We start from the raw sequence: 24184 nt of genomic DNA, 5'->3' as shown, positions 1-24184 counted from the left end.
CTGAAAGAAATTGGTTGGCTGGCAGGCCGTCTTCGCGAGCAAGCCCGCTCCCACAATTTGACCGAGTACATCTGAAAGAAATTGGTCGGCTGTCAGGCCGCCTTCGCGAGCAAGCTCGCTCCCACAGTTGGGCCGGGGACACCTGAAAGAAATTGGTTGGCTGGCAGGCCGTCTTCGCGGGCAAGCCCGCTCCCACAATTTGACCGAGTACATCTGAAAGAAATTGGTCGGCTGTCAGGCCGCCTTCGCGAGCAGGCTCGCTCCCACAGAAGAGCAAAGGCAGATCGGCGTACACAGACGCATCTCACCACTCATCAGGCCGAGCGTTAGCTCGCCTGCAGCTTTTGATCTACCCGCCCCCTCGGAAGGCTGAGTGGAGGTGTTCATCCGGGGATGGGCGCGCAGCGCCGTTCGGCGCAGCCGAACTCATTGCATGTAGGTCGAAGCGAAGCCGACCGGAGGGCAATGCCCCCGGATGAATGCCGGAGCGAAGGAACCCCGAGCCTAAGCGAGGGGCCGTACGTTCGGGGCGAGCGTTTTTTTGGTTACTTTTTTTAGGCGCTTGTAAAAAAAGTGACTCGCCGTAAGGGCGAAACCGCCAGCCGCCGTTACCGAAGAAACGGATATACCCCCGATCAAACGGACTCCTTCCTGACCCGAAACCAAGCCGCATAAAGCGCAGGCAAAAACAGCAGTGTCAACGCCGTAGCAACGATCAACCCCCCCATGATCGCCACCGCCATCGGCCCAAAGAACACACTACGTGACAAAGGAATCATCGCCAAAACAGCAGCAAGTGCCGTCAACACAATCGGCCGAAACCGCCGCACCGTGGCCTCGATGATCGCCTGCCAAGGCTTCAACCCGGCAGCAATGTCCTGCTCGATCTGATCCACCAGAATCACCGAGTTACGCATGATCATCCCCGACAAGGCGATAGTCCCCAGCATCGCCACGAAACCGAACGGCTGGCGGAACACCAACAGAAACAGCGTCACCCCGATCAACCCCAGCGGCGCCGTGAGAAACACCATCGCCGTGCGTGAGAAACTGCGCAGTTGCAGCATCAGCAAGGTCAACACCACCACGATGAACAACGGTACGCCGGCCTTCACCGAGTTCTGTCCGCGCGCCGAGTCTTCAACGGTGCCCCCGACATCCAGCAAGTAGCCGTCAGGCAGTTCGGCGCGGATCGGATCGAGGGTCGGCATGATCTGCTGCACCAGTGTCGCTGGTTGCTGCTTGTCATAGATGTCAGCGCGAACCGTCACGTTGGGCAGGCGGTTGCGGTGCCAGATGATGCCCTCTTCAAAGCCGTACTCCAGGGTCGCAATCTGCGACAGCGCGACGCTGCGACCGTTATCGGTCGGCACCGCCAGGCTCGGCAGCAAGGACAGCTCGGTGCGTTCATGCAAGGTGCCGCGCAACAGGATCTCGATCAACTCGTTGTCTTCACGGTACTGGCTGACGCTGGAACCGGTGAGGGAGCTTTGCAGGAACTTCGACAGGTTCGCCGTGCTCACGCCCAGCGCCCGCGCGCGGTCCTGATCGATGTTCAGGTACACCACCTTGCTCGGTTCTTCCCAATCCAGGTGGACGTTGACCACATGCGGGTTCTCGCGAACCTTGGCCGCGACTTTGCGCGCCAGCGCCCGCACCTCCTCGATGTGCTCCCCGGTCACACGGAACTGTACCGGGTAACCAACCGGCGGACCGTTTTCCAGGCGCGTAACCCGCGAGCGCAGAGCGGGGAATTGCTCGTTGAGGGTTGAGATCAACCAGGTGCGCAGGGCTTCCCGCTCTTCAATGGTTTTCGCCAGGACGACAAACTGGGCAAAGCTCGCCGCCGGCAGTTGCTGATCCAGCGGCAGGTAGAAACGCGGCGAACCGGTGCCGACGTAGGCCACGTAGTTGTCGATCCCTGCCTTGTCCTTGAGCAGTGCTTCGAGGCGTTTGACCTCGTCGGCGGTATTGCTCAGCGAAGCACCTTCGGCCAGTTTCAGGTCGACCATCAACTCCAGGCGACCCGATGCCGGGAAGAACTGCTGCGGTACAAACTTGAACAGCACAATCGAGGCAATGAACAACAGCACAGTCGCGGCGATCACGGTTTTGCGCCAGCGCACACACCACTCCACCAGACGCCGGACGCGCTGGTAGAACGGCGTACCATAGGGATCGGGTTGGCCTGCACCGTGCTTGGCGGCGTGAATCTTCGCCAGGTCCGGCAGGAGTTTTTCCCCGAGATACGGCACGAAAACCACAGCGGCCACCCACGACGCCAACAGCGCGATGGTGACCACCTCGAAGATCGAACGGGTGTATTCGCCAGTACCCGATTGCGCCGTGGCAATCGGCAGGAAGCCGGCCGCGGTGATCAGCGTACCGGTGAGCATCGGGAACGCAGTGCTGGTCCAGGCGTAACTCGCGGCTTTGACGCGGTCGAAACCCTGCTCCATTTTGATCGCCATCATTTCCACGGCGATGATCGCGTCGTCCACCAGCAAGCCCAGCGCCAGTACCAACGCGCCGAGAGAAATCTTGTGCAGGCCGATGCCGAGGTAATACATGCTGGCAAACGTCATCGCCAGCACCAGCGGAATCGCCAGGGCCACCACCATGCCGGTGCGCACGCCGAGGGAGAAAAAGCTCACCAGCAACACGATGGCCAGCGCCTCGACCAGCACTTGCACGAACTCGCCAACCCCGGTTTTCACCGCCGCCGGCTGGTCGGAAACTTTGCGCAGCTCCATGCCGGCCGGGAGGTTTTTCTGGATGCGGGCGAATTCGACTTCCAGTGCCTTGCCCAATATCAGGATGTCACCGCCGTCCTTCATCGCCACCGCCAGGCCGATGGCATCCTGCGCCATGAAGCGCATGCGCGGCGCCGGTGGATCATTGAAACCACGCCGCACATCGGCCACATCGGAGATACGGAAGGTGCGATCACCGACGCGGATCGGGAAGTTCTTGATCTCCTCGACCGTCTGAAAATTCCCCGTGACCCGTAGCTGCAAGCGCTCGCTGCTGGTTTCGAAGAAGCCTGCCGTGGACACCGCGTTCTGCTCTTCAAGGGCTTGCTGGACAGCCGCCAGCGGCAAGCCGAGGGTGGCGAGCTTGACGTTGGAGAGTTCGATCCAGATTTTTTCGTCCTGCAACCCCAGCAGTTCGACCTTGCCCACATCCTTGACCCGTTGCAGCTGGATCTGGATGCGGTCGGCGTAATCCTTGAGCACGGCATAGTCGAAGCCCGCGCCGGTCAGGGCGTAGATGTTGCCGAACGTGGTACCAAATTCATCGTTGAAGAACGGCCCCTGAATCCCCGGCGGCAGGGTATGACGGATGTCGCTGATTTTCTTGCGCACCTGATACCAGAGCTCCGGGATCTCTGCCGAGTGCATGGAATCACGTGCAATAAAGGTGACCTGGGATTCCCCGGGCCGCGAGAACGAAACAATGCGCTCGTACTCGCCGGTTTCCATCAGCTTTTTTTCGATGCGTTCGGTGACCTGGCGCGAGACTTCCTCGGCGGTCGCGCCCGGCCAGTTGGTGCGAATCACCATGGCCTTGAAAGTGAACGGCGGGTCTTCACTCTGGCCGAGCTTGGTGTAGGAAAGTGCGCCGACGATGGCCAGCAACAGCATCAGGAACAGTACGATCTGGCGATTACGCAGCGCCCATTCGGAAAGGTTGAAGCGCATCGGGGCTTACTCCTTGTCCGCCAGATTGACCACGCGATTGGAGCGATCCACCGGACGCACCTGCTGCCCTTCGAGAAGCACATGGACACCGGCGGCCACGACCCAGTCGCTGGCGTTGAGCCCCTCGAGCACCGGTACGGTTTTTTCACCGAAGGCACCCACTCGCACCGGGGTTTTCTTCAAGGTGTTGTTGGCGCTGACGACCCAGACATAGGTCACGCCGTTTTCTGCGGTCAACGCCGACAGCGGAACGGACAAAGGCACCACGTCGGCGGCCTGCACGAACACCCGGGCGCTCTGGCCCAGCTCCACCGGCACCTTGCCGGAGGTGAAGGCGATGCGCGCCGCGAAGGTGCGGGACTTTGGATCAGCCGCCGGCGACAGCTCACGGATGCGCCCTTCGAAACGCTGGCCGGGCTGGGTCCAGAGCTCCACCGCCACCGGTTCACCGACCTTGAAGCGGCCGAAGTTCTGTTCCGGCAGGCTGATCAAGACTTCACGCTCGCCATCGGTCGCCAGTGTGAATACCGTTTGCCCCGCGGCCACGACTTGCCCGACTTCCACCAGACGCTTGGCCACGACGCCATCCTGCGGCGCACGCAGCACGGCGTAGCTGGCCTGGTTGTTGGAAACGTTGAATTCGGCCTTGATTTGCTTGAGGCGCGCTTCGCCGGAGCGGTAGAGGTTTTCGTGATTGTCGTACTGCGAACGGCTGACCAGCTGACGCTCCATCAGGGTTTTATAGCGATCACGCTCGGCACGCACCATGCTCAAATTGGCTTCAGCTGCAGCGACCTGGGCCCGGGTGGCCTCCAGTTGCAGGCGCACGTCCTGAGGGTCGAGCTCGGCCAAGGGTTGATCGGCCTTGACCCGCTGTCCTTCCTCGACCAGTCGTCGGCTGACTTTACCGCCGATGCGGAACGCCAAGTCCGGCTCATAACGCGCACGGACTTCACCTGGATAACTTTCCATGGCCTGTGCCGAAGGCTCTGGCTGAACCACCATGGCCGGGCGCACGCTGACTGGCGGCACTTCGTCGGAGCCACACGCAGACAATAAAACAGCCAGGGTGACTGGCAACGCGAGGGGCAAGGCATAGCGGAACATGGTGAAGGACCTTTCGCTAATGGTGCTTTGAATAATTATACTGAGCAGTATGTTATTAATAGCAAACTCACCAGTCCAGTAATAAAAGCGAATATGCCAAACAATCTTTCAGCACCCAATGGCCCAGGCAGACCCAAGGATCTGGTCAAGCGCAAGGCGATTCTCGACGCGGCGAAAGTGCTGTTTCTGAGTAAGGGTTATGCCAATACCAGCATGGATGCCGTCGCAGCCGAGGCCGGTGTGTCGAAGCTGACGGTCTACAGCCACTTCAACGACAAGGAGACGCTGTTCTCCGCCGCCGTGGTGGCCAAGTGCGAGGAGCAGTTGCCCCCGCTGTTCTTCGAATTGCCCGAAGGCGCGGCAGTGGAAACCGTGCTGCTGAACATCGCGCGCGGCTTTCATCAGCTGATCAACAGTGACGAATCAGTGAACCTGCATCGACTGATGATGACCTTGGGCAGCCAGGACCCGAAACTCGCGCAAATCTTCTTTGAGGCGGGCCCGGAGCGCATGCTGCATGGCATGGAACGCTTGCTGAGCCGGATCGACGAGAGTGGCGTGCTGAGCATCGACAAGCCGCACAACGCCGCCGAGCACTTCTTCTGCCTGCTCAAGGGCGCCGGAAATTTCCGCTTGCTGTATGGCTGCGGCGAGCCGCCGGTCGGTGAGGAGGCGGAGAGCCATGTGCGGGAAGTGGTGGGGTTGTTTATGCGGGCTTATCGGCCTGAGTGAGCCTGACAGCATTGCGTTGACAGTACCGACGCCTTCGCGGGCAAGCCCGCTCCCACAGGGTCCGAGGTGTACTCGAATTTTGAACCCGGCACAAAACCTGTGGGAGCGTGGCTTGCCCGCGATGAAGGCGACTCGGTCTTAAGGCTTCAAAGCCTTCTTCGGATAAATATCGTACCGGCTCGACTTGCCATCCAGCGCATGGCTCGGCTTCGGCCCGTCGATGCACGGCGCCTTGCGCGGGCGTTTGACCACCACCCGGTGGCTGGCCAGGGCCAGCGCCGCTTCGAGCAAGGCCGGCGCATCCGGGTCATCGCCCACCAGCGGCCGGAACAGGCGCATTTCCTTCTTCACCAGCGCGGTTTTCTCTCGGTGCGGGAACATCGGGTCCAGGTAGATCACCTGCGGCGGTTCGCCCTCCCAGTTGCGCATCAGCTCGATCGAGTTGCCCCTGAGCAGCCGCATGCGCGCCACGATCGGCGCCACGTCGAAGTCTTCCGCGCCACGGGCCAGGCCATCTTCCAGCAAGGCGCCGATCAGCGGCTGACGCTCGATCAGGCTCATCTCGCAACCAAGGCTGGCCAGCACGAACGCGTCCTTGCCCAGCCCTGCCGTGGCATCCAGTACCCGCGGGCGCACGCCCTGGGCGACGCCAACAGCCTTGGCGATCATCTGCCCGCTGCCGCCGCCGTACAGCCGGCGATGGGCCGCACCGCCCTCGACGAAGTCCACCCGCACCGGCCCCGGCGCATCCGGCCCCAGCTGTTGCAGCTGCAAGCCCATGTCACCCACCTGCAAGGCAAATTCGCCGTCCGCCACTTGCATCGGCAAGCCCAGGCGCTCGGCCCATTGCTCGGCTTGTGGCTCGAAAGCCGCGTCCAGCGCCTGGACATGGATGCGGCAGGCCGCGGGTTGATCAATCATCGGAAAACACGCTCAAAAAATTAATGATCGGCAAAAACTGCCGATAACAAAACTATCGAGCATTTTGCCAGAGCTGAGCGTCGACCGAGAGAAATGTCAGACATTCAACCCACAATCACAGGTTTTATATCGCCCTACGGCAATTACAACCTGCGAAACACCCAGGCACTGAGCGGTGTCAGTCACATCTGGCAGGATTTCTTTGCCCGTGCGCTGGCCGATCAGTCGGGTGATGTGCTGCCTGAATCACTGAATTTCCCACCGGTCGATCTCGAAAGCCCGGTCGAGCCGACCGTTGGCAGCGATCTGCTGGAACACATCGTTTCCCAGCGAGAGTGCGACGTCAAAGAGACCCAGGTCCGCCCGCCAGAGCCTCTGTTCCTGCCCATTGCCGAATTCGAAATGGACCTGGCCGACAAGCCATTCCCACCATTCCCGGCGGATGAAATCGTCGCCCAGCAAAAACAACAGGACTTCGACAGCGGCTGGGTTCGCCCGATCGTGCTCAACGCCGGTCAGCCACTGCCAGAAGGCGGCCCCGCCCCGCAACCACGTCCACTGCACCTGCCGATTGCCGAATTCGATCTGGATCTGCTCGACAAGCCGTTCCCGCCGTTCTCTCCGGAAGAATTGGTGGAACAGCAGAAACAACTCGATTTCGACAATGGTTGGGCGCGCCCGATCATCCTGCAAAACCTGCGCATCGCCGCCTGACCCTCAGCCTTTGAAGAACTGATTGGCCTTCTGGTACGGCATCGACCGCGAAGTGAAGCCGAACGTGCCTGATGTCTGGATTTCTTCGGCGGCGCGGAAGAATTCACCATAGGCCGCCAACGCCAGCGCCGAACCGACGCTGATGCGTTTGACGCCCATTTCAGCCAACTGCGCGACCGTCAGCTTCAAGCCGCCCGACATCAACACATTCACCGGTTTGGGCGCCACCGCGCGCACCACCGCCAGCACATCCTCGGCGCTGCGCAGACCGGGTGCGTAAAGCACATCGGCACCGGCCTCGGCGAATGCCTGCAAGCGGCGGATGGTGTCGGCCAGATCAGGATTGCCGTGCAGGAAGTTTTCGGCCCGGGCGGTCAATGTGAAGGGGAATGGCAAACTGCGAGCGGCAGCCACAGAGGCCTCGATGCGCGCCACCGCATGGTCGAAACAGTAGATCGGACCTTCTTCGCGGCCGGTGGCGTCTTCAATCGAACCCCCGACGGCTCCGGCCTCTGCCGCGCGCAAAATGCTTTTCGCGCAGTCGGCCGGGTTGTCGGCAAAACCGTTTTCCAGGTCCACGGCAATCGGCAGGTCAGTGGCGGCGAAAATCGCCTGAACGTTCATCAGGGTATCGTCGAGGCTCAAGCCGCCATCGGCACGGCCCTGGGAAAAGGCATAACCGGCACTGGTGGTCGCCAGCGCCTCGAAGCCGAGGCTGGCGAGCATCTTCGCGGAACCGGCATCCCACGGATTGGGAATCACAAAAGCGCCGGAGCGTTCGTGAAGGGCTTTGAACGCCTGGGCTCGAAGGGTTTGCGCATCCATGGGGCAGGCTCCTGAAAAGGGGGGAAAGAATCCGCCTCAGAGCAGGCCAAGTTGCTCGGCGGCGGGTTCTCTGTATAGCTCAGGCAGCGCCGGCAAGCCAGGCAGACGCAGCATCAGCCTGGCGTGAAAACGCTGCGCCAGTTTCGCGGCCAGCAGGTTGTCGGCGGTGTGCAGGAAGATATACGGCGTGCGCCCTTCTTCGATCCACAGCGCGATTTTCTCGACCCAGGGCTCCAGGAACGGATCGTTGGCCTCAAGCACCGGATGGCCGATAAAACGCACCTGCGGACACTGCGTGAACGCCGCCGGACGCGGAGGCACCCGGGGCTTCTTCGATTGGGCGTGAAGCACCGAAAGCTCGGTCGATGTGCAACTGAACAACGCACGGGGATCAAGACAGATGCGTTCAACACCGCGATCCAGCAGCAGACGATTGAGCATTCGCTCGCTGTCTCCCTTGGCGAAAAAATCGCCATGGCGCACTTCAACGGCCAGTGGGCGCTGCAGGGCATCGATAAATCCGGCCAGCTCGGGCAAGCGTTGGGGCGTGAAGTTTTTCGACAGCTGCAACCACAGTGGCGACACCCGATCACCCAACGGACTGAGCAATTGCAGGAAGGTTTCGGCGGCTGTCAGTTGTTCGCGCAGATCGCCACCGTGGCTGATCTCGCCGGGAAACTTGGCGGTAAAGCGAAAGTGCTGCGGCATGGTTTCGGCCCAACGCTGCACGGTGCTGGCAGCCGGGCTGGCGTAGAAGGTCGTGTTGCCTTCTACGGCATTGAAAACCTGGCAATAGAGATCAAGAAACTCGGCGGGTCTGGCGTGCGGCGGATACAGGTAATCGCGCCAGGCGTTCTCGCTCCAGGACGGGCAACCGAGGTAATACGGCAGCAACATCAGATGTACAGGTCGAGACCCAGCACATCCGCATCCCAATCGACGAAACCGGCGGTACTCAGGTAGCTGGCCAGCGCCGTCGCCACGCTCTTGCTCATGGCACGGTGGTAAATCATGTCTTGCTGACGGGCGGGAAGATTGCTCAGTTTTTGCGCAGAGGCTTTGGCGGCGCGGGCAGCCAGTTGCTCTTCAGTCGGGAATTCCAGCTCGCCTTCGATATCAATGGCGTCGTCTTCCACCACACGGTCTTTGCGTGGCTTGCGCTTGATGGGGTAGGACTGAGAGGAAACGCCGTCGATACGCATACGTGCATACTCGGAATCAGTGATGGCAGTTTAGTGGCGCAAACCCCACTTCGCAAACCGCCGAGTGATAACTAGAACACATAAAAGGCAAAAGGTTTAAAAGCTGGGGTTAGAAAATGACGATTGGTGGTGCCTGGAAAAGATCGCAGCCTGCGGCAGCTCCTACAGAAGATCGCATTCCCCTGTAGGAGCTGCCGCAGGCTGCGATCTTTTACGGTTAACGCGCCTTTGGTGTGGCCACTTTGTCACGCAGATAAACCGGCTGCGCCTCGTCGGCCACGATCGCCTCACCGCGTTCCCAGGCGAACCGCGCCAGGGTCAGCAAATCTTCAGCGTGAGGCAGCATGCCTGCGTCCTGGCCGCTCAGGCTGACCGCGATACGTTCGCCATACCCCCAACCAGTGCCGGCACCGAACCACTCGCCGCCGGCATCGGCCGGCAATGCCGCGGACTCCGGCGGCAGTACCGCTTCGGCGCCCACCAGGCGCATCTCCCCGGCCGTTTCGCGGTAGCACCCCCAATACACTTCGTCCATGCGCGCATCGATGGCCGCAGCGACCTGAGTGGCGCCGTGTTCGCGCAATGCACGTTGCGCCAGCACGGCCAGGTTCGACACCGGCAGCACCGGGCGATCCAGGGCAAACGCCAGGCCTTGCACCACGCCGATGGCGATGCGCACACCGGTGAAGGCTCCCGGGCCACGGCCGAACGCAATGGCATCGACTGCTTGCAGGGTGGTGCCAGCATCGGCCAGCAATTGCTTGATCATCGGCAACAGCTTCTGCGCGTGCAGGCGCGGGATCACCTCGTAATGGCTCGTGACCTTGCCGTCATGCAGCAAGGCAACGGAGCAAGCTTCAGTCGCGGTGTCCAGGGCCAGCAAGGTGCTCATCGATGTATCCGTAGCAAGAGGTCAGAAAAAGTGCGTCAGTATAAACAACTACGGCCCGCAAGCGGGCCGTGGAAGATGAAGCGATTCAGACTTTTCAGCTCAGGGCTTCAAGCACCTTGGCGGTGATCGCTTCAACCGAACCGACGCCTTCGATATGGCTGTACTGCGGCTTGCCATTGGCAGCCGACAGCTTCTGGTAGAAATCCACCAGCGGCTTGGTCTGGGAGTGGTAGACCGACAGGCGATGACGCACGGTTTCTTCGGTGTCGTCCTTGCGCTGTACCAGCTCTTCACCGGTGATGTCGTCCTTGCCGGCGATTTTCGGCGGGTTGTAGACGATGTGGTACACGCGGCCGCTGGCCTCGTGAACACGACGACCGGCGATACGCTGGACGATTTCTTCGTCTTCGACGGCGATTTCAACCACTGCGTCCAGCTCGATGCCGGCAGTCACCAGGGCTTCAGCCTGGGGAATGGTGCGCGGGAAGCCGTCGAACAGGAAACCGTTGGCGCAGTCGGACTGGGCGATGCGGTCCTTGACCAGTGCGATGATCAGGTCATCGGACACCAGGCCACCGGCATCCATGATGCTCTTGGCCTTGATGCCCAGCTCGGTGCCGGCCTTGACCGCTGCACGCAGCATGTCGCCGGTGGAGATTTGCGGAATACCGAATTTTTCGGTGATGAACTTAGCCTGAGTACCTTTACCGGCCCCGGGAGCTCCCAGCAGAATGACGCGCATCGATGTGCTCCTCAATTTTTTATATGGATAACGTCAGATTCGCCTCGTGGGGCCAATCTCAAAAAAAGGGTCGTGGCCGCCCAAACGGCCAAAGGCTGATCAAGATACACAGCAGGCTGCCCCCACACAAGACGCCAAAAGTCGGAGAAACCGCTGCCTCCTGCGACCATTGCGCACGGTTCCCCAAGTCGCAACCCCAACATTAACTGTCGCCTGACAGTACATTTCAACCCGTCCTGCGGCGGCATCCGCCTCACCTGCCGGATGCCTGTCCCCATGGCGAAAACCTTAGCCGGTGTTACGCAAACCGGCGGCAATCCCCGCAACAGACACCAGCAGGGCCTGTTCTACCGGGCTGCCCTGCGCCACGTCCTGCAAGCGTGAACGTGCCAGTAACTCGGCCTGCAATAGATGAAGCGGGTCGAGGTAAGTGTTGCGCAAGCGGATGAACTCAAGGGTCGCCGGGCTATGTGCCAGTAGCTGCGACTGCCCGGTCAGGCCGAGGACGATGGTGCACGCCTGCGACAATAAGTCGCGTAAATGCGCACCCAATGGCAACAGATTCGGCTCCACCAGACGCTCGTCATAGGACTGGGCAATGTCGGCATCGGCCTTGGCCAGGACCATCTCCAGCATATCGATGCGGGTGCGGAAGAACGGCCATTGCTCACGCATCTGCCCCAGCAGTTCGCCTTCACCACGCTCCAGTGCCTTGCTCAGGGCAGATTCCCAACCCAGCCAGGCTGGAAGCATCAGGCGTGTCTGGGTCCAGCCGAAGATCCACGGAATCGCCCGCAGGCTTTCGATCCCCCCGGCCCGGCGCTTGGCCGGGCGACTGCCCAGGGGCAAACGACCGAGTTCCTGTTCCGGCGTGGACTGGCGGAAATACTCCACGAACTGCGGATTCTCCCGCACCACGGCGCGGTAGGCGCTGACGCCGTCTGCGGCCAGTTCGTCCATCAAATGGCGCCACTCAGGCGTCGGTGGCGGCGGCGGCAGCAAGGTCGCCTCAAGCACGGCGGCCAGGTACAGGTTGAGGTTTTGCTCGGCGATGTCCGGCAGGCCGAATTTGAATCGAATCATTTCGCCCTGTTCGGTGGTGCGGAAGCGCCCTGCCACCGAACCCGGCGGCTGCGACAGGATCGCCGCATGGGCCGGGCCGCCGCCACGCCCCACGGTGCCGCCGCGGCCGTGGAACAGCAGCAGTTCCACTTGCTGTTCGCGGCAGATATCCACCAGTCGCTCCTGCGCCCGGTACTGCGCCCAGGCCGCCGCGGTGGTGCCGGCGTCCTTGGCCGAATCGGAATAGCCGATCATCACTTCCTGCGGCCCTTGCAGGCGCGAGCGATAGCCCGGTAAAAGCAGCAGCTTCTCGATCACCGGACCGGCGTTGTCGAGGTCGGCCAGGGTTTCAAACAGCGGCACCACGCGCATCGGCCGCAGCACGCCGGATTCCTTGAGCAACAATTGCACCGCCAGCACATCGGAAGCGGCACCGGCCATCGAGATCACATAGGAACCGAGGGACGCCCCCGGTGCAGCGGCGATTTCCCGGCAGGTCGCCAGCACCTCGGCGGTGTCGGCGGAGGGCTTGAAGTACGCCGGCAGCAACGGCCGGCGGTTGTTCAGTTCACGCATCAGGAAAGCGATGCGTTCTTCCTCGCTCCAGTCCTCGTAGCGTCCCAGGCCGAGGTAGTCGGTGATTTCGGTCATGGCCGCGCTGTGTCGCGACGAGTCCTGGCGCACATCCAGACGAACGAGGAACAGGCCGAAGGTCACCGCCCGGCGCAGGCAGTCGAGCAACGGTCCGTCGGCGATCACGCCCATGCCGCACTCGTGCAACGAGTGGTAGCACAGCTCCAGCGGGTCGAGCAGTTCGCGGTTGTTTTGCAGCACGTCGGCCGGTGCCGGCGTGGGCGTCGCCAACGAGGTGTGCGCCCAGTTGCGCGTCGCCCGCAGGCGTTCGCGCAGCTGTTTGAGCACGGCCCGGTAAGGTTCGGCACTGTCACCCGCCTTGACCTTCAATTCATCGCTGGCCTGCTGCATCGACAGTTCAGCCGCCAGGTGATCGACATCGCGCAGGTACAGATCAGCCGCCATCCAGCGCGCCAACAGTAAAACCTCTCGGGTAACTGCTGCCGTCACATTGGGGTTGCCGTCGCGGTCGCCGCCCATCCACGAGGCAAAGCGAATCGGCGCCGCCTCCAGTGGCAAGCGCAAGCCGGTAGCGGCGTGCAGGGCCTGATCGGCCTTGCGCAGGTAATTGGGAATGGCCTGCCACAGCGAATGCTCGATCACCGCGAAACCCCACTTGGCCTCATCCACCGGCGTCGGACGCGTGCGGCGGATTTCCTCGGTGTGCCAGGCTTCGGCAATCAGGCGCTGCAAGGTGGTTTTGATCTGCTCGCGCTCGGCACTGGTCAGGTCGCGGTGATCCTGAGCCGCCAGTTGCGCGGCGATAGCGTCGTACTTCTGGATCAGCGTGCGGCGCGCGACTTCGGTCGGGTGCGCGGTCAGCACCAGTTCAATCTCCAGTCGCCCCAATTGCCGGGCCAGTGCGTCGGCACCATGACCCTCGGCGCGCAGGCGAGCGAGCAATTCGGGCAATACCCGGGCTTCGAACGGTGCCGGCTGAGACTCCTCCCGACGGTGAATCAACTGGTATTGCTCGGCGATATTGGCCAGGTTGAGAAACTGGTTGAACGCCCGCGCTACCGGCAACAGCTCGTCTTCGGTCAACTGATTGAGGCTGGCGCTGAGCTCGGCGTCCATGGAGCCGCGCCGGTCAGCCTTGGCGCCCTTGCGGATCTGCTCGATCTTGTCGAGAAAGCCATCACCATATTGTTCACGAATGGTGTTGCCCAACAGCTCACCCAACAGGTGAACGTCCTCGCGCAAGCGTGCATCAATATCGGTCATCAGCAGGTCTCCAGCAAAAAATCCGGGCGGCTTGGAACCTAGAGAGTGCCGCCCCAGACAGGTTCTTACAAGCAAGACGACGAAGGGCCTTCAAACCTTGCCTGTTGAAGCTAGTCTGAAGATAAGCCGTACAACGGCTGTCGCCGGCCAACGCCGGACACTCACCCTGCCCGCCACGAGCGGTCGCGCCATGAGGTCACTATGAAAATTCGCGAGCTTGCCCACCACTGGGAAGAAAACGCCAAGGGTCGCCTGACCGACACCGGCTACTCGATTCATCTGGATGTGGAGTCTGCCGCACGGCTGGCCGCGCTCGTCGAGATGTACCCCAAGCGGCATCCCGAAGAACTGCTTGGCGACCTGATCGGCGCCGCGCTCGAAGAGCTGGAAAGAAGCTTCCCGTACGTGAAAGGCTCGACCGTGGTCGCCACCGACGAAGAAGGCGACCCGCTGTACGAAGACATCGGGCCGACTCCGCGTTTTCTGGCGCTGTCCCGCCGGCATCTGCACGACATGTCAGTGCCCGAGGACAAACAGAAACACTGATTCCTTGCCCGCACGCCTCCCTGTGTGGGAGCGAGCCTGCTCGCGATGATCGTTAACGAAACCGCGTGATGACTGAATAAACGCGGCGTAGTGAAGTCCATCGCGAGCAGGCTCGGTCCTGCAACTATGCGATTTTGAGCCCTGTCGATTCGGTCAAAGTTTTTTCGATAGCCGGCTAAATTCTCTGAACTTTCAAAAAAAGCCTCGGGTCAACCCAAGTAACCACGCCTGGGACGAGCGTTTCAAAACACCCCGCAATTGATGGCTTCAGCGCCCTGCCCAGGATGGATTCAATGCTTTTCAGGAGTTAGCCCAATGGAGTTGAAGACCATGAAAACCCGATCCGGCACATCCTCGTTCACTCATTCGCGCGGCCTCCAGCTGGCGGCGCTGGCCCTCGGCAGCAGCCTGATCCTGGCCGGTTGCGCCGGTAACCCGCCGACCGAGCAGTACGCGGTGACCCAATCGGCCGTCAACGACGCCGTGAGCGCCGGCGGCACCGAGTTCGCCGCGGTGGAAATGAAGTCGGCCCAGGACAAGCTCAAGCAAGCCGAAATCGCCATGCACGACAAAAAATATGACCAGGCCCGGACACTCGCCGAACAGGCCGAGTGGGACGCTCGTGTCGCCGAGCGCAAGGCCCAGGCGATGAAGGCTGAACAATCCGTGAAGGACGCGCAGAAAGGCGTTCAGGAATTGCGTCAGGAAAGCCAGCGCACCGTTCAGTAAACGGCGCGGCTCCACGCATTCCCACTCGACTAAAAGGACGAAATCATGAAACGCAATCAACTGATGATCCCTGCCCTGCTGGCTGTCACCGTGGCCCTGGCGGCCTGCTCCACGCCGCCCAACGCCAACCTCGAGCAGGCCCGCACCAACTACACCGGCCTGCAAGCCGACCCGCAGGCCAGCAAAGTCGCAGCCCTGGAAACCAAGGAGGCCAGCGATTATCTGGACAAGGCCGACCAGGCCTACAGGGACAAGGAAGACGCAGCCAAGGTTGACCAGCTTGCCTATCTGACCAACCAGCGGGTTGAAGTGGCCAAGCAGACCATTGCCCTGCGCACCGCCGAAGCCAATCTGAAAAACACCTCGGCACAACGGGCCGAGGCCCGCCTGGCAGGCCGCGATCAGCAGATCAAACAACTGAAGGACAGCCTCAACGCCAGGCAGACCGAGCGCGGGACGCTGGTGACCTTCGGGGATGTGCTGTTCGCCACGGACAAGGCCGAACTGAAATCCAACGGCCTGATGAACATCAACAAACTGGCGCAGTACCTCCAGGAAAACCCCGACCGCAAAGTGATTGTCGAGGGTTATACCGACAGCACCGGTACCGCATCGCACAACCAGTCGCTGTCGGAGCGTCGCGCGGATTCCGTGCGCGCGGCCCTGGTGAAGATGGGCGTCGACCCGGCGCGCATCGTTGCCCAGGGTTACGGCAAGGAGTATCCGGTGGCGGATAACTCAAGCACCTCGGGCCGGGCGATGAACCGTCGGGTGGAGGTGACCATTTCCAATGATAACCAGCCGGTGATGCCGCGTTCGGCGGTGAGTTCATACACCCAATAAACAACCACAACACAAACCAAATGTGGGAGCGGGCTTGCTCGCGAAGGCGGTGTATCAGTCAGCATTATTGCTGAAAGTTAAACCGCCTTCGCGAGCAAGCCCGCTCCCACATTGGATCTGTGTTGTGAGTTGGAACCGGGTTACTGCTCCAGCTTCTGCGGCGTCTCCTGCCCCATGCAACGCACGGCTTTTTTCTTGCTGTCGACCAGCACACCGGTCAGGCCTTTCTGTTCCATGTCAAACAGCACCAGCACGCCATCGATGCACTGCGCCACTTGCGCCGCCGGTTCCAGGGAGACTTTGTAGTCTTCGCCCGGAATCGTCTTGAGCATGGTGAATTCGTTGAGCAGCAACGCATCCTCGGGTTTGGCGAAGTGCAGGTAACCGTACCACCACAGGGCACCGACGGTGCCGAGGATGCTGCAGATACCGGTGATGATCAGCGGGATGGCGTTACGTTCTTCACTCATTGCGGACTCTCTGGTGGTTCATCTTCAGAATTCGGGGGTGCCGGGTAATTGGGGATCTCGCCCAGGCGGCGCAGGCCGTTGAAATGCTGCGGGTCATCGAGATAGCGCAGCATGACGGTACGCCAGACCGGGTCGGCGAACGTCTGCACGTGACCGCCACGGGTCAGTTGCAACACCCGCGGGGGCGGCGCAGCTTGATACAGTCGGATGCCGTTGGAAAGAGGCACAATCGGATCGTCGATGCTGTGGTAGATCAGTTTCGGCACATCTTTAAGCTGCGCCATGGAGTTGATCGCGCTGTCGCCGTCCGGCACCAGCCACGACAACGGCACCTGGAACGTCCAGAACACCCATGAATTACTCAGCGCATACCGACCGACACTGCGATAACTGGCGGGCACGCCGTCGAGGACAAATGCCTTCAGTTGTTTCTGCCGTTGCGGGTGCTGGACCAGGTAATGCACGGCCATCGAGCCACCGAGACTCTGGCCGAGCAGGATCAGCGGCTTGCCTTGAACCTCCGGCGCCTTGTCCAGCCAGGCGAACGCCGCATCGATGTCCTGGTAGATCGCCGGCAGGCTGGGTTCGCCTTCGGACAGGCCGTAACCGCGATAGTCCACAAGCAACACCTGGTAACCATTTTTCGGCAACCAGAAACTGCCGCCAAGGTGCATGGGCAGGTTTCCGCCATTGCCATGCAGGTGCAGCACCGTGCCCTTGACCTCAACCCCCTGCTTCACCGGCAGCCACCAGGCATTCAGCTTGAGGCCATCGGCGGTGTTCAGGGTGACGGTGCGGTATTCAAGCCCGGCCTTTTCAGGGGTGAACAACTGGCCGGGTTCCGGATAGAACAGCAGCGAGCTGCAACCGCTCAAGGTCAGGAGAAGGCAGAGGATGCCGAGGATTCTCATCCGTTGAAACCTCGCAAGTATTGAGCTGGAACACATCACCTGTGGGAGCGAGCTTGCTCGCGATGGCGGTGTATCAGACAGCAGAAGTGTTGAATGTGAGACCGCTATCGCGAGCAAGCTCGCTCCCACAGGGGAATTCATTGTTCACAGGATATTCGAGTAATCCGCCTCGATCCGGTCCAGGCTCAGGTGGTTGAGGAAGTTGGAGAAGCACATCCACGCCGACAACGCGTTCATGTCGCGGAACTGTTCCGGCAGGTACTTGGGCGGCACCACCAGGCCTTCGTCCACCAGCTGACGCAAGGTACGCATGTCTTCCAGGGTGGTCTTGCCGCAGAACAACAGCGGTATCTGCTCCAGCTTGCCTTTACGCACGGCCAGTTGAATGTAGTTGTAAATCATGATGAAGCCCTTGAGGTAGGACAAGTCTTTGGTAAATGGCAGACCTGTCGGCACCGAGCCGCGGAACACGCGGCTGGCGTTGCTGTAGCTCTCGGGCATCTCGAAACCTTGCTCACGGAAGAACTCGAACACCTGCAGGAAATCCGCGCCCTCCTCCACCATGTGTATCGCGCGGGTGCGGTTGGTCAGTTTGCGCAGACGGCTCGGGTAGGAGGCGAAGGTGATGATTTCCATCAGGATTGCCAGGCCTTCCTGGGTCACCGTCGACGAGGGCGGGCCTTTGGCGAGGAAGGTGCAAATCGGCTGGTTCAGGCCGTTGAGCGTGGTGCCGACGTGCACCAGCCCCTCGTGGACCTCCAGGGCGCGCACATCGCGCTGGTTGAACATCGCGTCGGAGCGGATCTTGATGTAGTCGGCGCCGGCCGCCGCATCGGCGACGATGCCGTCGGACTCGAACACCCGGATGGTTTCCTCGGCTTCGCCAAACACCTTGTTCAACCGGTGCTGCAACAAGTCGACCGCATCCTTGGCCGTCAGCGTCTTCGGCTCGTCCTTGAGGTCGCCACGGCCGTCGATGTTGTTCAGGTATTCGGACAGCATCATGCCCAGGTCGGACAGGGTCGGGTCGCCGGCATGGAATGCGTCGGACGCGGCGCCGTACAACTCCTGGGAAATCAGACCGAAATCCTCGGTGCCGCGCGCTTCGAGCATGCGCACCACCATGCGGTACTCCTTGCACATGCGCCGCATGATCTGGCCGACGGGGTTGAACTGGCCGAGCTGGCGGGTGATGTCGCGCTCGATGTTCTGGAACTCCAGCTTCACTTTGCTGGAGTCGAACGCCAGCGGCCGGTTGAGGTAGTAGTCGCGGTCCACCGCCGGCATTTCCTTGCCCTTGGCCTTGAGGAAGCCCTTGCGAATGTTGTCATCCCATTTGACCGCATCGAGTACGCGGATCGGCGTCTGTGCCAGCACGATGCGATCGGACAAAATGCGTATCGACTGTTGGTAATCGTCCACGCGAAACTCCTGTAGAAACCTGTGGGTGCTGCTTACTTGGCTTTGGCCTGGCGCTGATAGCGCACCGCTTCGACGAACACATCGGAATTGGCCGGGTCGTCGAGGTAGGCGGCGACTTGATCCATGTGGCTGTCGATCAATACGCCATCGCCATCGCGGGTCTGGAAGCTTTCACCGCTCAGGACTTTTTGCTTGATGGCCTGGTTGATCTGGTCGAGGTCGAGGTTGTAGACCACCAACTCATGTTTGTCGGTCAGTTCAAAACCGCCGAGGGTGAAATGCCCGCCGAACTGCGCCGGCACCTTCGCCGACAGGTACCAGCGGCTGCCATGACGCGACACCGTGAAAGGATAGGCCTCCCGCTCCCCGGGCCTGGCCCGGTAATAGCTGACGGCCTGATAGCGGTTGTCGCCGAGGCGGGTCAGTTCGAGGTTGAGCGCCTCGCCCCAGGCATTGGTGCTGGTCCATTTGCCGAGTAATCCTTTGGGCGCGGGGTCGCTTGCAGGCAGCGGTTCCTTGAAGGACACCAGACAGCCACTGAGCAGCAAGAACGACAAGGCGATCACAACGACACGCCAGGCTTTCATTCAATACTCCCTATGAATACACACCGCCCCAAGGTGGACACATTCCCCTGTGGGAGCGAGCTTGCTCGCGATGACGGTGTGTCAGACAACATTAATGTTGAATGGTAAACCGCTATCGCGAGCAAGCTCGCTCCCACAGGGGAAAGCACCAGCCTGGACTACTCCGACGCCAGCACCAGATGCATGTAGCGCGTCAGGATGCCGAGCATTTCCTCTTCGGCGGCAGGCTCGTCTACGTTGAGCAGGCCCTGATATTCCATCCGGCCGATAATTGCCGTCAACACCTTGGCATCCTGATGCGGCTCCCGCGAGCCCAGCACCTGGAACAACTGGCAAGAGCCCTGCAACAGGATTTGCTGATGCGAACGCACCAGCTCGGCCAGGCGCGGGTTGAGCAACGCTTCCTGGCGGAACGCCTGCTCGGCCATCAGGTGTTCGCGGCGATTGATCAGTTGCCGGTGAACGTAGTCGGTCATCAGCCGTGCGATATCGTCCGCCAGTTTCGAGCGCGCCTGCGGGCTGCCATCGCCACTGGCGATCATGTCGCGCAGCAGGCCCTCGTTGTTCACCCACAGCTTGCCCATGTAGGCGGCACTGCGTTCCACGTATTGGGCGAAGGTATCGGTGAGCAGGTCATCGATATCCTTGAAATAGTAAGTGGTCGCCGACAACGGCACCTGCGCCTCGGCGGCCACCGCACGGTGCCGTACGGCGCGCACGCCATCGCGCACGACAATGCGCATCGCGGCGTCGAGAATGTCCTGTCGACGCTGCTCACTGCCCTGTCGGCTGGCCTTGCGGCCCTGGTACTGAACACTTTCAGCGACCGCAGTGGCGATACCCGCTGCACCTTCTTGAGCCATTGCACGAATCACGACAGGTATTTCCTCTCAGATGAAACTAACAAGTTGATACGTTTGTACCAGACAGGCAATAAAAAACCGCCTGAAAAGGCGGTTTTTTAATTGAAACACTTACGCTTGCGGCCGCATGTGCGGGAACAGGATCACGTCGCGGATCGACGGGGAGTTGGTCAGCAGCATCACCAGACGGTCGATACCGATGCCTTCACCCGCCGTTGGCGGCATGCCGTACTCCAGCGCACGCACGAAGTCGGCGTCGTAGTGCATGGCTTCGTCGTCGCCGGCGTCCTTGTCGGCCACCTGGGCCATGAAACGCTCGGCCTGGTCTTCCGCGTCGTTCAGCTCGGAGTAGGCGTTGGCGATTTCACGACCACCGATGAACAGCTCGAATCGGTCGGTGACGTTCGGGTTGTCGTCGTTACGACGGGCCAGCGGCGACACTTCGAACGGGTACTGGGTAATGAAGTGCGGCTGTTCCAGCTTGTGCTCGACCAGCTCTTCGAAAATCATCACCTGCAGCTTGCCCAGGCCTTCGAAGCCCAGCACCTTGGCGCCGGCTTTCTTGGCGATGGCGCGAGCCTTGTCGATGTCGTTCAGGTCGTCAGCGGTCAGCTCGGGGTTGTACTTGAGGATCGAGTCGAACACCGACAGGCGCACGAACGGCTCGCCGAAGTGGAACACCTTGTCGCCGTACGGCACGTCGGTGCTGCCCAGAACCAGCTGCGCCAGTTCACGGAACAGTTCTTCGGTCAGGTCCATGTTGTCTTCGTAGTCGGCGTAGGCCTGGTAGAACTCCAACATGGTGAATTCAGGGTTGTGACGAGTCGAAACGCCTTCGTTACGGAAGTTGCGGTTGATCTCGAACACCTTCTCAAAGCCGCCGACAACCAGGCGCTTGAGGTACAACTCCGGCGCGATACGCAAGAACATTTCCATGTCCAGCGCGTTGTGGTGGGTTTCGAACGGCTTGGCTGCCGCGCCGCCCGGAATGGTCTGCAACATCGGCGTTTCCACTTCCAGGAAGTCACGCTTCATCAGGAAGCTGCGGATGTGGGCGATGACTTGCGAACGCACGCGGAAGGTCTGGCGCACGTCCTCGTTGACGATCAGGTCAACGTAGCGCTGGCGGTAGCGCTGTTCGGTGTCGGTCAGGCCGTGGTGCTTGTCCGGCAGCGGGCGCAGGGATTTGGTCAGCAGGCGCACGTTGGTCATTTCAACGTACAGGTCACCCTTGCCGGAACGGGCCAGGGTGCCTTCGGCAGCAATGATGTCGCCCATGTCCCAGGTTTTCACCGCGGCCAGGGTTTCTTCAGACAGGGTCTTGCGGTTGACGTAGACCTGGATACGACCGGTCATGTCCTGGATCACCATGAACGAGCCACGGTTGAGCATGATACGACCGGCAACCTTGACCGGGATCGCAGCCTCTGCCAGCTCTTCCTTGGTCTTGTCCGCGTACTGTTTCTGCAGTGCATCGCAGTAGTTTTCGCGGCGGAAGTCGTTGGGGAAGGCATTGCCCTTGGCGCGCTCGGCAGCAAGCTTTTCCTTGCGCAGGGCGATCAGGGAGTTTTCTTCCTGTTGCAGGGCTTGCGGGTCGAGTTCTAGGTCGCTCATGTCTTTAAATATTCCATCTGGTTCGTTTTCCCCGGCCTGCGGCCGGGGATCGCCGGCAAGCCGGCTCCTACAGGGGATCGCGGTGTGTCAGAAACTTACAGCCCGGACTTCAGGCTCGCTTCCAGGTATTCGTCGATGTCGCCATCGAGCACCTTGTCACAGTCGCTGCGTTCGATGTTGGTGCGCAGATCCTTGATCCGCGAGGCATCGAGCACGTACGAACGGATCTGATGACCCCAGCCGATATCGGACTTGGTGTCTTCCAGCGCCTGGGACGCCGCGTTGCGCTTCTGCATTTCCTGCTCGTACAACTTGGCCCGCAGCATTTTCATGGCGGTGTCCTTGTTGGCGTGCTGGGAACGTTCGTTCTGGCAGCTGACCACGGTGTTGGTCGGTACGTGGGTGATACGTACGGCCGAGTCGGTGGTGTTTACGTGCTGACCACCGGCACCCGAGGAACGATAGGTGTCGATCCGCAAGTCTGCCGGGTTGATTTCGATTTCCACCTTGTCATCGATCTCGGGCGAGACGAACACCGCGGAGAACGAGGTGTGGCGACGGTTGCCGGAGTCGAACGGGCTCTTGCGCACCAGGCGGTGCACGCCGATCTCGGTGCGCAACCAGCCAAACGCGTATTCGCCCTTGATGTGCACGGTCGCGCCCTTGATCCCGGCGACTTCACCGGCGGACAATTCCATGATGGTCGCGTCGAAACCGCGTTTGTCGGCCCAGCGCAGGTACATGCGCAGCAGAATGTTGGCCCAGTCCTGGGCTTCGGTGCCGCCGGAACCGGCCTGGATGTCCAGGTAGGCGTTGTTCGGGTCCATCTCGTGGCTGAACATGCGACGGAATTCCAGCTTGGCCAGACTTTCCTCGAGACGGGCCAGCTCGGCGACGACATCGTCCACTGCGCCTTCGTCGTTTTCTTCGACAGCCATGTCCAGCAGGTCGCGGCAATCGGCCAGACCGGTGTTCAGTTCGTCCAGGGTATCGACGATTTGCGCCAGCGCAGCGCGCTCACGGCCCAACTCCTGGGCGTATTCAGGTTTGTTCCAGACACTCGGATCTTCAAGCTCGCGATTGACTTCGGTCAGACGCTCATGCTTTTGATCGTAGTCAAAGATACCCCCGAATAGTTTCGGAGCGCTCGGACAGGTCCTTGATGGTGTTCAGGATCGGGTTGATTTCCATGACGGGCAGCACTCGTTGGCGAACTTTTGAAAGCCGGCGAGTATACCGGGAAACAGCCGAAAACGGCAGTCCGCTTGGCCGAAATGCCAAGTCCCTGTAGGAGCGAGCTTGCTCGCGAGAAACGCTCAGGCACCGCGTTTATTCAGATAGCCATCGTCATCGTTAACGATCATCGCGAGCAGGCTCGCTCCTACAGGGGCGTGGTGTTCAACCGATCCCTACCTGATTGCGCCCGTTGTTCTTCGCCGAATACAGCCCCTTGTCCGCCGCCAGGATCAGGTCGCGGCAGTTGCTGCCCGCTTTCGGGGTGATGGTCGACAGGCCGATGCTGATGGTCAGGCTCGACCCTTCGGCCGGCGAGTTATGCGGGATCTTCAGGGCTGCCACGGTCTGGCGCAGCTTCTCGGCGACAAGCCGCGCGCCGCCCTGGGAGGTGTTGGGCAGCACCAGGGCAAACTCTTCGCCACCGTAGCGGGCCGGCAGGTCCGAAGGCCGGGCACTGGCTTCCTTGATCGCCGTGGCGACCTTGCGCAGGGCTTCATCGCCTTCCAGGTGGCCGAAGCTGTCGTTGTAGGCCTTGAAGTAGTCGACATCGATCATCAGCAACGACAACTGGCTCTGCTCACGCAGCGAACGGCGCCACTCCAGCTCCATGTATTCATCGAAGTGCCGACGGTTCGACAACCCGGTCAGGCCATCGGAGTTCATCAGGCGTTGCAGGACCAGGTTGGTGTCGAGCAGTTGCTGCTGGCTGACCCGCAATGCGCGGTAGGCCGCATCCCGTTGCAGCAGGGTCATGTAGGACCGCGAGTGATAGCGGATGCGCGCGACCAGTTCGATGGTGTCCGGCAGCTTGACCAGGTAATCGTTGGCCCCGGCCGCGAACGCCGCGCTCTTGATCAGCGGATCTTCCTTGGTCGACAGGACGATGATCGGAATGTCCCTGGTCGCCGGGTGATTGCGGTATTCGCGCACCAGGCTCAGGCCGTCAAGGCCGGGCATGACCAGATCCTGCAGGATGACCGTCGGCTTGATGCGCACCGCGTGGGCGATGGCCTGGTGTGGATCGGCGCAAAAGTGGAAATCGATGTTCTCTTCGTTCGCCAGGCCCCGGCGCACGGCTTCGCCGATCATGGCCTGATCGTCCACCAGCAACACCATGGCGGCGTTTTCATCGGTCTTGAAGTCGTCGAGCTGTAATTCATTCATGTGCGGTCACCTGAGTACTACTTGAGCCAGGAATGAGGAAAAAG

22 protein-coding genes are annotated in these 24184 nt (G+C 60.9%); 5 read left to right on the top strand and 17 right to left on the bottom strand.

Annotated features, from left to right (window positions below):
• Positions 1–635: 635 nt before the first annotated feature.
• Together KW838_RS24510 and KW838_RS24505 are read right to left on the bottom strand one after the other, a co-directional pair.
• Positions 636–3701: an efflux RND transporter permease subunit gene (locus KW838_RS24510; RefSeq protein WP_102699398.1), complete on the bottom strand. Its 3066-nt coding sequence runs from the start codon at positions 3699–3701 to the stop codon at positions 636–638.
• Positions 3702–3707: 6 nt separating this feature from the next.
• The gene (locus KW838_RS24505; protein WP_102699399.1) at positions 3708–4808 is read right to left on the bottom strand and encodes an efflux RND transporter periplasmic adaptor subunit; all 1101 of its coding nucleotides are present in this window, start codon (positions 4806–4808) and stop codon (positions 3708–3710) included.
• A 93-nt stretch (positions 4809–4901) separates the two neighbouring features.
• On the opposite strand from KW838_RS24505, the gene KW838_RS24500 reads away from it, so the two are divergent.
• Positions 4902–5540, top strand: a complete 639-nt coding sequence (locus KW838_RS24500) for a TetR/AcrR family transcriptional regulator (protein ID WP_102699400.1) — start codon at positions 4902–4904, stop codon at positions 5538–5540.
• A 138-nt stretch (positions 5541–5678) separates the two neighbouring features.
• On the opposite strand, the gene KW838_RS24495 is transcribed toward KW838_RS24500, so the two are convergent.
• Positions 5679–6461, bottom strand: coding sequence for a class I SAM-dependent methyltransferase (locus tag KW838_RS24495; protein ID WP_256358963.1), 783 nt, complete (start codon positions 6459–6461; stop codon positions 5679–5681).
• 93 nt (positions 6462–6554) lie between these two features.
• On the opposite strand from KW838_RS24495, the gene KW838_RS24490 reads away from it, so the two are divergent.
• Positions 6555–7175 carry an energy transducer TonB gene (locus KW838_RS24490; protein ID WP_102699401.1) on the top strand — a complete coding sequence of 207 codons (621 nt, stop codon included), beginning with the start codon at positions 6555–6557 and terminating at the stop codon, positions 7173–7175.
• A gap of 3 nt (positions 7176–7178) precedes the next feature.
• On the opposite strand, the gene KW838_RS24485 is transcribed toward KW838_RS24490, so the two are convergent.
• From KW838_RS24485 to ppc, 6 genes are all read right to left on the bottom strand, one after another.
• A complete protein-coding gene (locus KW838_RS24485; protein WP_218503813.1) occupies positions 7179–8000 on the bottom strand; it encodes an isocitrate lyase/phosphoenolpyruvate mutase family protein in 822 nt (273 codons plus the stop codon).
• Between the two features lie 36 nt (positions 8001–8036).
• Entirely contained in the window at positions 8037–8897 is an 861-nt protein-coding gene (locus KW838_RS24480; protein ID WP_102699403.1) for a DUF72 domain-containing protein, read from the bottom strand.
• Positions 8897–9202 carry a hypothetical protein gene (locus KW838_RS24475; protein WP_218503812.1) on the bottom strand — a complete coding sequence of 102 codons (306 nt, stop codon included), beginning with the start codon at positions 9200–9202 and terminating at the stop codon, positions 8897–8899. The genes KW838_RS24480 and KW838_RS24475 overlap by 1 nt, the downstream gene beginning before the upstream one ends.
• 217 nt (positions 9203–9419) lie before the next feature.
• On the bottom strand, positions 9420–10094 hold the full coding sequence (gene tsaB / locus KW838_RS24470) for a tRNA (adenosine(37)-N6)-threonylcarbamoyltransferase complex dimerization subunit type 1 TsaB (RefSeq protein ID WP_218503811.1): 675 nt from the start codon (positions 10092–10094) through the stop codon (positions 9420–9422).
• A 94-nt stretch (positions 10095–10188) separates the two neighbouring features.
• Positions 10189–10836, bottom strand: a complete 648-nt coding sequence (gene adk / locus KW838_RS24465; protein WP_218503810.1) for an adenylate kinase — start codon at positions 10834–10836, stop codon at positions 10189–10191.
• Between the two features lie 288 nt (positions 10837–11124).
• Positions 11125–13755 (bottom strand): phosphoenolpyruvate carboxylase, encoded by a 2631-nt coding sequence (gene ppc / locus KW838_RS24460; protein ID WP_218503809.1) that lies wholly within the window; start codon positions 13753–13755, stop codon positions 11125–11127.
• A 201-nt stretch (positions 13756–13956) separates the two neighbouring features.
• Here ppc and KW838_RS24455 point away from each other — a divergent pair, with 201 nt between their 5' ends.
• The 3 genes from KW838_RS24455 (at position 13957) to KW838_RS24445 (ending at position 15873) form a co-directional block, all read left to right on the top strand.
• Positions 13957–14301: a pilin assembly protein gene (locus KW838_RS24455; RefSeq protein ID WP_102699406.1), complete on the top strand. Its 345-nt coding sequence runs from the start codon at positions 13957–13959 to the stop codon at positions 14299–14301.
• Positions 14302–14616: 315 nt separating this feature from the next.
• Positions 14617–15030: a DUF4398 domain-containing protein gene (locus tag KW838_RS24450; protein ID WP_218503808.1), complete on the top strand. Its 414-nt coding sequence runs from the start codon at positions 14617–14619 to the stop codon at positions 15028–15030.
• Between the two features lie 45 nt (positions 15031–15075).
• Complete coding sequence (locus KW838_RS24445; RefSeq protein WP_102699408.1) at positions 15076–15873, top strand: OmpA family protein; 798 nt, start codon at positions 15076–15078, stop codon at positions 15871–15873.
• A gap of 140 nt (positions 15874–16013) precedes the next feature.
• Here the strand turns inward: KW838_RS24445 and KW838_RS24440 are convergent, their stop codons facing one another.
• From KW838_RS24440 to KW838_RS24405, 8 genes are all read right to left on the bottom strand, one after another.
• Positions 16014–16343: a hypothetical protein gene (locus KW838_RS24440; protein ID WP_008051386.1), complete on the bottom strand. Its 330-nt coding sequence runs from the start codon at positions 16341–16343 to the stop codon at positions 16014–16016.
• Positions 16340–17254, bottom strand: a complete 915-nt coding sequence (locus tag KW838_RS24435; RefSeq protein ID WP_218503807.1) for an alpha/beta hydrolase — start codon at positions 17252–17254, stop codon at positions 16340–16342. The genes KW838_RS24440 and KW838_RS24435 overlap by 4 nt, the downstream gene beginning before the upstream one ends.
• 144 nt (positions 17255–17398) lie before the next feature.
• A complete protein-coding gene (locus KW838_RS24430) occupies positions 17399–18676 on the bottom strand; it encodes a flavohemoglobin expression-modulating QEGLA motif protein (RefSeq protein WP_007975033.1) in 1278 nt (425 codons plus the stop codon).
• Positions 18677–18708: 32 nt separating this feature from the next.
• The gene (locus tag KW838_RS24425) at positions 18709–19263 is read right to left on the bottom strand and encodes a hypothetical protein (protein ID WP_102699039.1); all 555 of its coding nucleotides are present in this window, start codon (positions 19261–19263) and stop codon (positions 18709–18711) included.
• A gap of 158 nt (positions 19264–19421) precedes the next feature.
• Positions 19422–20126, bottom strand: a complete 705-nt coding sequence (locus tag KW838_RS24420) for a TetR/AcrR family transcriptional regulator (protein ID WP_081500975.1) — start codon at positions 20124–20126, stop codon at positions 19422–19424.
• Positions 20127–20237: 111 nt separating this feature from the next.
• On the bottom strand, positions 20238–21740 hold the full coding sequence (lysS, locus tag KW838_RS24415) for a lysine--tRNA ligase (RefSeq protein WP_033047908.1): 1503 nt from the start codon (positions 21738–21740) through the stop codon (positions 20238–20240).
• A gap of 95 nt (positions 21741–21835) precedes the next feature.
• Positions 21836–22931, bottom strand: a protein-coding gene (gene prfB, locus KW838_RS24410; RefSeq protein ID WP_095965010.1) for a peptide chain release factor 2 whose coding sequence is annotated in 2 segments (ribosomal slippage) — positions 21836–22858 and positions 22860–22931 — 1095 coding nt in all. Because the reading frame shifts where the segments join, the coding sequence is not laid out codon by codon here.
• Between the two features lie 207 nt (positions 22932–23138).
• Positions 23139–24140 (bottom strand): PleD family two-component system response regulator, encoded by a 1002-nt coding sequence (locus tag KW838_RS24405; RefSeq protein WP_102699040.1) that lies wholly within the window; start codon positions 24138–24140, stop codon positions 23139–23141.
• Between the last annotated feature and the right edge of the window lie 44 nt (positions 24141–24184).

The sequence above is a fragment of the Pseudomonas sp. PDM27 genome (genome assembly GCF_019219205.1).
Classification (GTDB): Bacteria; Pseudomonadota; Gammaproteobacteria; order Pseudomonadales; family Pseudomonadaceae; genus Aquipseudomonas; species Aquipseudomonas laurylsulfatiphila.
This window is presented reverse-complemented; position numbering and strand designations above follow the sequence as displayed.

What these genes read in the sequence shown, in the direction of transcription:
- tsaB (WP_218503811.1), bottom strand. Translation starts at nt 10,094, where the DNA reads ATGAGCACCTTGCTGGCCCTGGACACCGCGACTGAAGCTTGCTCCGTT.
- KW838_RS24425 (WP_102699039.1), bottom strand. Translation starts at nt 19,263, where the DNA reads ATGAAAGCCTGGCGTGTCGTTGTGATCGCCTTGTCGTTCTTGCTGCTC.
- KW838_RS24420 (WP_081500975.1), bottom strand. Translation starts at nt 20,126, where the DNA reads ATGGCTCAAGAAGGTGCAGCGGGTATCGCCACTGCGGTCGCTGAAAGT.
- KW838_RS24490 (WP_102699401.1), top strand. Translation starts at nt 6,555, where the DNA reads ATGTCAGACATTCAACCCACAATCACAGGTTTTATATCGCCCTACGGC.
- KW838_RS24485 (WP_218503813.1), bottom strand. Translation starts at nt 8,000, where the DNA reads ATGGATGCGCAAACCCTTCGAGCCCAGGCGTTCAAAGCCCTTCACGAA.
- KW838_RS24405 (WP_102699040.1), bottom strand. Translation starts at nt 24,140, where the DNA reads ATGAATGAATTACAGCTCGACGACTTCAAGACCGATGAAAACGCCGCC.
- KW838_RS24435 (WP_218503807.1), bottom strand. Translation starts at nt 17,254, where the DNA reads ATGAGAATCCTCGGCATCCTCTGCCTTCTCCTGACCTTGAGCGGTTGC.
- KW838_RS24495 (WP_256358963.1), bottom strand. Translation starts at nt 6,461, where the DNA reads ATGATTGATCAACCCGCGGCCTGCCGCATCCATGTCCAGGCGCTGGAC.
- KW838_RS24475 (WP_218503812.1), bottom strand. Translation starts at nt 9,202, where the DNA reads ATGCGTATCGACGGCGTTTCCTCTCAGTCCTACCCCATCAAGCGCAAG.
- KW838_RS24445 (WP_102699408.1), top strand. Translation starts at nt 15,076, where the DNA reads ATGAAACGCAATCAACTGATGATCCCTGCCCTGCTGGCTGTCACCGTG.
- KW838_RS24510 (WP_102699398.1), bottom strand. Translation starts at nt 3,701, where the DNA reads ATGCGCTTCAACCTTTCCGAATGGGCGCTGCGTAATCGCCAGATCGTA.
- KW838_RS24440 (WP_008051386.1), bottom strand. Translation starts at nt 16,343, where the DNA reads ATGAGTGAAGAACGTAACGCCATCCCGCTGATCATCACCGGTATCTGC.
- KW838_RS24505 (WP_102699399.1), bottom strand. Translation starts at nt 4,808, where the DNA reads ATGTTCCGCTATGCCTTGCCCCTCGCGTTGCCAGTCACCCTGGCTGTT.
- KW838_RS24455 (WP_102699406.1), top strand. Translation starts at nt 13,957, where the DNA reads ATGAAAATTCGCGAGCTTGCCCACCACTGGGAAGAAAACGCCAAGGGT.
- lysS (WP_033047908.1), bottom strand. Translation starts at nt 21,740, where the DNA reads ATGAGCGACCTAGAACTCGACCCGCAAGCCCTGCAACAGGAAGAAAAC.
- ppc (WP_218503809.1), bottom strand. Translation starts at nt 13,755, where the DNA reads ATGACCGATATTGATGCACGCTTGCGCGAGGACGTTCACCTGTTGGGT.
- adk (WP_218503810.1), bottom strand. Translation starts at nt 10,836, where the DNA reads ATGCGCGTCATTCTGCTGGGAGCTCCCGGGGCCGGTAAAGGTACTCAG.
- KW838_RS24500 (WP_102699400.1), top strand. Translation starts at nt 4,902, where the DNA reads ATGCCAAACAATCTTTCAGCACCCAATGGCCCAGGCAGACCCAAGGAT.
- KW838_RS24480 (WP_102699403.1), bottom strand. Translation starts at nt 8,897, where the DNA reads ATGTTGCTGCCGTATTACCTCGGTTGCCCGTCCTGGAGCGAGAACGCC.
- KW838_RS24450 (WP_218503808.1), top strand. Translation starts at nt 14,617, where the DNA reads ATGGAGTTGAAGACCATGAAAACCCGATCCGGCACATCCTCGTTCACT.